The 6,171-nt window shown below is 38.8% G+C and carries 5 protein-coding genes; 3 read left to right on the top strand and 2 right to left on the bottom strand.

Annotation, left to right across the window (positions count from 1 at the left end; translation table 11 throughout):
- Positions 1–29: 29 nt before the first annotated feature.
- Positions 30–470 carry a MarR family winged helix-turn-helix transcriptional regulator gene (locus V7083_RS04810; RefSeq protein WP_335475935.1) on the top strand — a complete coding sequence of 147 codons (441 nt, stop codon included), beginning with the start codon at positions 30–32 and terminating at the stop codon, positions 468–470.
- 100 nt (positions 471–570) lie between these two features.
- Positions 571–2,265, top strand: coding sequence for a M3 family oligoendopeptidase (locus V7083_RS04805; protein ID WP_335475933.1), 1,695 nt, complete (start codon positions 571–573; stop codon positions 2,263–2,265).
- Positions 2,266–2,306: 41 nt separating this feature from the next.
- Here the strand turns inward: V7083_RS04805 and V7083_RS04800 are convergent, their stop codons facing one another.
- The gene (locus V7083_RS04800; RefSeq protein WP_335475931.1) at positions 2,307–4,457 is read right to left on the bottom strand and encodes an ATP-dependent Clp protease ATP-binding subunit; all 2,151 of its coding nucleotides are present in this window, start codon (positions 4,455–4,457) and stop codon (positions 2,307–2,309) included.
- 187 nt (positions 4,458–4,644) lie between these two features.
- Between V7083_RS04800 and V7083_RS04795 the strand changes: the two genes are divergently transcribed.
- Positions 4,645–5,697 carry a YkvI family membrane protein gene (locus V7083_RS04795; protein WP_335475929.1) on the top strand — a complete coding sequence of 351 codons (1,053 nt, stop codon included), beginning with the start codon at positions 4,645–4,647 and terminating at the stop codon, positions 5,695–5,697.
- 32 nt (positions 5,698–5,729) lie between these two features.
- Here the strand turns inward: V7083_RS04795 and V7083_RS04790 are convergent.
- Positions 5,730–6,171: CPBP family intramembrane glutamic endopeptidase (locus tag V7083_RS04790; RefSeq protein WP_335475926.1), on the bottom strand; the 442-nt coding region annotated here is incomplete at its 5' end.

Raw genomic sequence — 6,171 nt, 5'->3', positions numbered from 1 at the left:
CAATTCACCACCAAAAAGGATGAAATAATATGGAAAATGCTTCTATAGAAAAATCTTTAAAACTTTTTATTGTTCTATCAAGGGCCTTTAAGGCGATTAATGAACATGTAAATAAAGTCATTCAAGCAAATGGGCTAAATCCAACTGAATTCGCTGTATTGGAACTGCTTTATCATAAAGGAGACCAACCGTTGCAGCAGATAGGAGCAAAAATCCTGCTCGCAAGTGGCAGTATTACTTATGTTGTTGATAAATTGGAACAAAAGGGGTTATTAAAGAGAATTGCTTGTCCGAATGATAGAAGAGTCATCTATGCGCAAATTTCCGATGAAGGCAAAGAGTTGATTATGGAGATCTTCCCGGATCATGCCAAACAGATTGATAAGCTTATGTCTAGTCTGAATGATGAGGAAAAATCACAAGCAATCGACCTTTTAAAAAAGTTAGGAATTCCAGCAGGTAAATTTTAAACGGCTTAAGAGCCGTTTTTTTTATGTGAAAAAAGGCTAAAAAATAGTGTATAATAAACATTGGTTGAAAAATTTGGTAAATCCAAAAGGGGGAGTTACATTGAGCTTTGAAAGTTATACATATAAACGGCCTAATCTCGATGAAATAAAAGAGGAATTTGAAACCATTTTAGATCGCTTTAAGAATTCAACTACAGTTGACGGACAAAGCAAAGCAATGGATGAAATAAATCAACTGCGCAATAGTGTTGGCACAATGTTTACCCTTTGTTCCATCCATCACTCCATTGATACTAATGACGAATTTTATAAAAATGAACAGGATTACATGGATGAAATTGGGCCTGAAGTGGAAGGGTTAGTCACCAGTTATTACCAAGCCCTTGTTGATTCCAAATTCCGCCCTGAATTGGAGAAAAAATGGGGGAGCCAGCTCTTCGCCTTGGCAGAAGGTCAGCTAAAGACATTTAAACCTGAGATTGTGCCCTTACTCCAAAAGGAAAATCGTTTAGTAACGGAATACACAAAGCTGGTTGCATCAGCGAAAATCGAGTTTGAAGGCGAAGAGCGGACACTGGCGCAAATCGATCCATTTATTGAATCTACTGACCGGGAGATGCGCAAGCGGGCAAGTGAAGCTAAATTTGGCTTTTTTGCCCAACGCGAAAATGAACTGGATCGGATTTATGATGACCTAGTAAAGGTTAGAACAGAAATTGCCCAAAAGCTTGGCTACCAAAATTTTGTAGAACTTGGATATTACCGTATGATGCGGACCGATTATAATGCTGAAATGGTGGCAAATTTTCGTAAACAGGTAAAAGACTATATCGTCCCGATCGCGACAAAATTAAAAGAGCGTCAGCGGGAACGTCTTGGCTTGGACCAATTAAAATTCTATGATGAGTCCTTTTCATACCAATCTGGCAATGCTGTTCCAAAGGGAAGCCCGGAATGGATTATAGAAAATGGTCAAAAAATGTATGAGGATTTATCTAAGGAAACAGGAGAATTCTTTAGATTCATGCAGGAAAACAATCTGATGGATCTCGTTGCCAAAAAAGGGAAAGCAAGCGGCGGTTATTGTACGTATATTGAAAATTATAAAGCCCCGTTTATCTTCTCTAATTTTAACGGTACTTCAGGGGACATCGATGTGCTTACCCATGAAGCAGGGCATGCTTTTCAAGTCTATTCAAGCAGGCATTTTGAAATACCAGAATATAATTGGCCGACGTATGAGGCATGTGAAATTCATAGCATGAGTATGGAATTTTTTACTTGGCCTTGGATGGAGCTTTTCTTTAAGGAAGATACGGATAAATATAAGTTTTCTCACTTAAGTGAAGCTTTGCTATTCTTGCCATATGGTGTTTCTGTGGATGAATTCCAACACTGGGTATATGAAAATCCAACCGCAACACCAAAGGAACGTAAAGCGCAATGGCGAGAAATTGAACGAAAATATTTGCCTCATAAAGATTATGATGGAAATGAATATCTTGAGGGTGGTGGCTTTTGGCAGCGCCAGGGGCATATTTATAATTCTCCATTCTACTATATTGATTACACATTGGCTCAGATCTGTGCGTTCCAATTCTGGAAACGATCAAGAGAGGACAGAGAAACAGCTTGGGGAGATTATGTAAAGTTGTGCAACCTTGGCGGTAGCCTGTCGTTTACGAAGCTAGTGGAAGCGGCCAATTTAATTTCTCCATTTGAAAACGGCTGCGTGGAATCGGTCGTCGATGTCATTGAGCAATGGTTGAATTCCATTGATGATAAGAAATTATAAAAAAAGCGAAGCTGCTGATATAATGCAGCTTCGCTTTTTTATTAGTGAATAGACACAGCCTCGGAAACAACTTTCAATTCATGTTCCTTTACAATCGTGATTAATTTTTTCACATCAGGCTGTTCTAAAATGTAATCGGCAATTTTGTCCTCTAATTGTTCTTGGATGATTCGGCGGAGTGGGCGTGCCCCGAATGCTGGGTGATAGCCAAGCTCAGCTAATTTTTCTTTTGTTTCATCATTGACAACCAGTTCGATACTTTGCTCATGTAAAGTTTCTTGCAATTCATTCAACATGTGATCAACGATTGTTAAGATGTGTGTTTTATCTAGTGAGTTAAACTCAATAATCGCATCAAAACGGTTTAAAAATTCTGGTTTAAAGAAGCTGCCAAGAGAATCTATAATACTTGTTTCTTCCACTGTGTCACTTGCCCCGAATCCTACATGGATAGGCTTTAATACGACTCCTGCGTTACTTGTCATAATGATAACTGAATCCTTGAAGCTGACCACTCTGCCTTGGCTGTCGGTCAGACGGCCGTCCTCAAGAATTTGCAGGAACATATGCTGCACATCAGGATGTGCTTTTTCAATCTCGTCCAACAGAATAATACTGTATGGATTACGTCGGACTTTTTCCGTGAGTTGTCCTGCTTCATCATGACCTACGTAACCGGGAGGTGAGCCAATTAATTTGGAAACACTGTGTTTTTCCATATACTCACTCATGTCGAGACGAATCATCGATTCTTTGGTGCCAAATAATTCTTCAGCAAGTGTTTTTGTTAATTCAGTTTTACCAACACCGGTAGGACCCACAAATAAGAAGGAACCGATTGGGCGATTTTTTGGCTTTAATCCGGCACGGCTGCGACGGATCGCCTTAGCAACCTTTTGTACAGCCTTTTCTTGCCCAATTACTTTTCTGTTTAGATGTTCTTCGAGGCTTTTCATTTTTACTTGTTCATCTAGCTGCAATTTTCCGACTGGTATCCCTGTTTTTTGTTCGATTATTTCCTGAATATGAGCGACAGTTACAACTGGACGATTAATACCCGATACCTGATTTAGTGATTTTTCCAATTTGACTTCCTCATCGCGAAGTTTTGCTGCCTTTTCATAATGCTCTTGTTTAAGAGCTACTTCCTTCTCTTTAGCAATTTCCGCTAAACGGGCCTCAAGATCTTCACTATCCTTATATTCGGAAGAAAGATTTAATTTTGATCCAGCTTCATCAAGTAAATCAATCGCTTTATCAGGGAGGAAGCGGTCTTGGATATAGCGCTGTGATAAGTTTACACAGGCTATAATGGCTTCTTCTGAGTAGGTTACTTCATGATAATCCTCATACTTTTTCTGCAAGCCTGTTAAGATAGCAATGGCAGCCTCTGTAGTAGGCTCCAAGACATGTACTGGCTGAAAGCGGCGTTCTAATGCAGAATCTTTTTCAATTTGTCGATATTCTTTTAATGTTGTGGCACCTACCACTTGGAGTTCGCCACGGGCTAGTGCCGGTTTTAAAAGGTTTCCAGCATCCATGGAGCCTTCAGCAGAACCTGCCCCAACAAGCAGATGAATTTCATCGATGAACAGGATGATATTTTTTCTTTCTTGTAACTCGGAAATTAATTGCTTCATCCGTTCCTCAAATTGTCCGCGAATGCCGGTGTTCGCTACCAATGAAGCAACGTCGAGCAAATAGACCTCTTTGTTTAAAAGCTTGCCCGGAACGTCTGAATCAGCGATTTTCTGTGCAAGGGCTTCAGCAATAGCTGTTTTACCCACGCCGGGCTCCCCGATTAAAACTGGATTATTTTTATTTCTTCGGTTAAGAATTTCGATCACTCTTTTGACTTCTTCATCACGCCCAATCACAGGATCAAGTAAACCCGCTTTAGCCATTTGCGTTAAGTTTCGGCCAAACTGATCAATAATTCCACCATGTCCTTGTTTTCCTTCTTTATGTGGTGTAAACTGACCAGATTGATTTGGATTATTATTTTTTTCCTTAAAAAGCTCTTCAAAAGGGAATCCCTGAAAAGGATTCGTATTCATGGAAAAACCTGTGCCCAGTGCTTGTTTTTCCTTTACATAACAATCATGACATAGTTTTAATTCTTTTCGTTGTCCATTCACGCTTATATTTAATTGGATATTTGCTTGATTTTGATTGCATCTTTGGCAAAGCATTACTCAAAACCTCCTTAGTTATTTACTTGATCAATTTGACTTTGACTATCTTTGACCTTGTGAACCTAGTATACTCTGACCTTTTTTGACTTTCAAGAACTTTGCTTATAGTAATTCTTGCCAAGATGGAAAATGCTCGTCATTGTTTGTCCCTTCATTCATATATTTGTGTTAAGGGGGAGATGATGTGAAAAGAAAATGGAATCAGGCCTTTCAAATTGCAGCAGTTTATGTTGGGACTGTTGTAGGCGCAGGATTTGCAACCGGAAAGGAAATCGTAGAATTTTTTTCTCGATTTGGTTTCTTTGGTTTTATAAGTATATTAATGAGTGGTTACCTTTTTGTGGTGATCGGTTCAAAAATGATGCGAATGGCAGCACAAATAGAAGCTAGGTCTTATCAGGAATTTAATGAGTACCTATTTGGAAGATGGCCTGGGAGAATTATCAACTTTTTCATGTTGATTATGCTTATAGGGGTGAGTGCTGTTATGCTTTCCGGGGCAGGGGCCGTTTTTGAGGAGCAGCTGGGGCTACCTAAAAATGCTGGTATTGTTTTGACAATTTCCCTTTCTTATTTTGTCATGCTAGTTGGGTCAAGAGGCCTGTTTGCAGTCAATACCTTCGTAGTCCCGTTAATGATTACCTTTAGCTTAATTTTGATGGTATTATCGGTTCAAAACCCGCAGTTTGTTTCTAAGTTTTTATATATTCCTTATGTTGATGATGGTTGGAAAAGTGTCATTGCCCCTTTTTCCTATGCTGCTTTGAATCTGGGACTTGCCCAAGCTGTTTTAGTTCCAATCGCAACAGAGGTTAAAGACGACTGGACCATCAAATGGGGCGGAATCATGGGGGGATTGGCGTTAACCTTAATATTAATGGCGAGTCATTTTACATTAATAATGCTGCCCAACCTAGAGTTTTATGAAATACCAATGGCCATCATAATGAAGAATTTGGCCCCTTTTTTGTATGGGATATATGTTTTAATTATTTATGGAGAAATCTTTACTTCAGTAATAGGAAATGTTTTTGGGCTGGACAGACAAATTCAGCAATTGTTTCCGGTTCATACAATCTTATCAGTTTCAGTCATTTTTGCTTTGTCCTATCTTGTAAGTTTAGTAAATTATGGAACATTATTGTCCTATTTATATCCATCTTTTGGTTATGTTTGTATGACGTTTTTTATTTTATTGTGGATGAAGCCGTTTCACCCTATTAGCAACAGGAAATAATAAGGCAGCTGTGATGATGAACAGCTGCTTGTTCATTTAAAGGGAAGGATAATAAAAATCATTAAATCAAATATAATATGCGAAATGATAACTAGCGGCATGCTCTTCTTGCGAAAATAGAGAAATCCCCAAACTAATCCAGAGATAAACGATGAAAAAACCAGAAGGATTGAACCTGAGTATATTTGGACAGAGGCATATAGGATAGAAGCAGCCAGAATGCTCAGTGATGGTTTCCGGTAGTTCATCAGCCTTTTCTGGACAAATCCTCTCCAAAAGATTTCTTCACCGGGGGCAGCAACCAAAACCAAAGCTAAATACTCCCAGAAAAGGACCGGAGCATATGACTTATACAACTTTTTAATTTCTTTTGTTATAGGGATGTTTAACAAGTCAATGAGTTGATCTCCCAACCAGAAAATGATAAAAAGCAAAGCCCCTGATAGTATGCCGAAAAAAATATATTTAAAAAAT

The sequence above is a fragment of the Bacillus sp. JJ1764 genome (genome assembly GCF_036962145.1).
Classification (GTDB): Bacteria; Bacillota; Bacilli; order Bacillales; family Cytobacillaceae; genus Neobacillus.
Note: the sequence above shows the minus strand (reverse complement) of the source record. Positions and strands in the feature narration are given on the sequence as shown.

Coding starts and splice junctions, on each gene's coding strand:
- V7083_RS04810 (WP_335475935.1), top strand. CDS start 30: ATGGAAAATGCTTCTATAGAAAAATCTTTAAAACTTTTTATTGTTCTA.
- V7083_RS04800 (WP_335475931.1), bottom strand. CDS start 4,457: ATGCTTTGCCAAAGATGCAATCAAAATCAAGCAAATATCCAATTAAAT.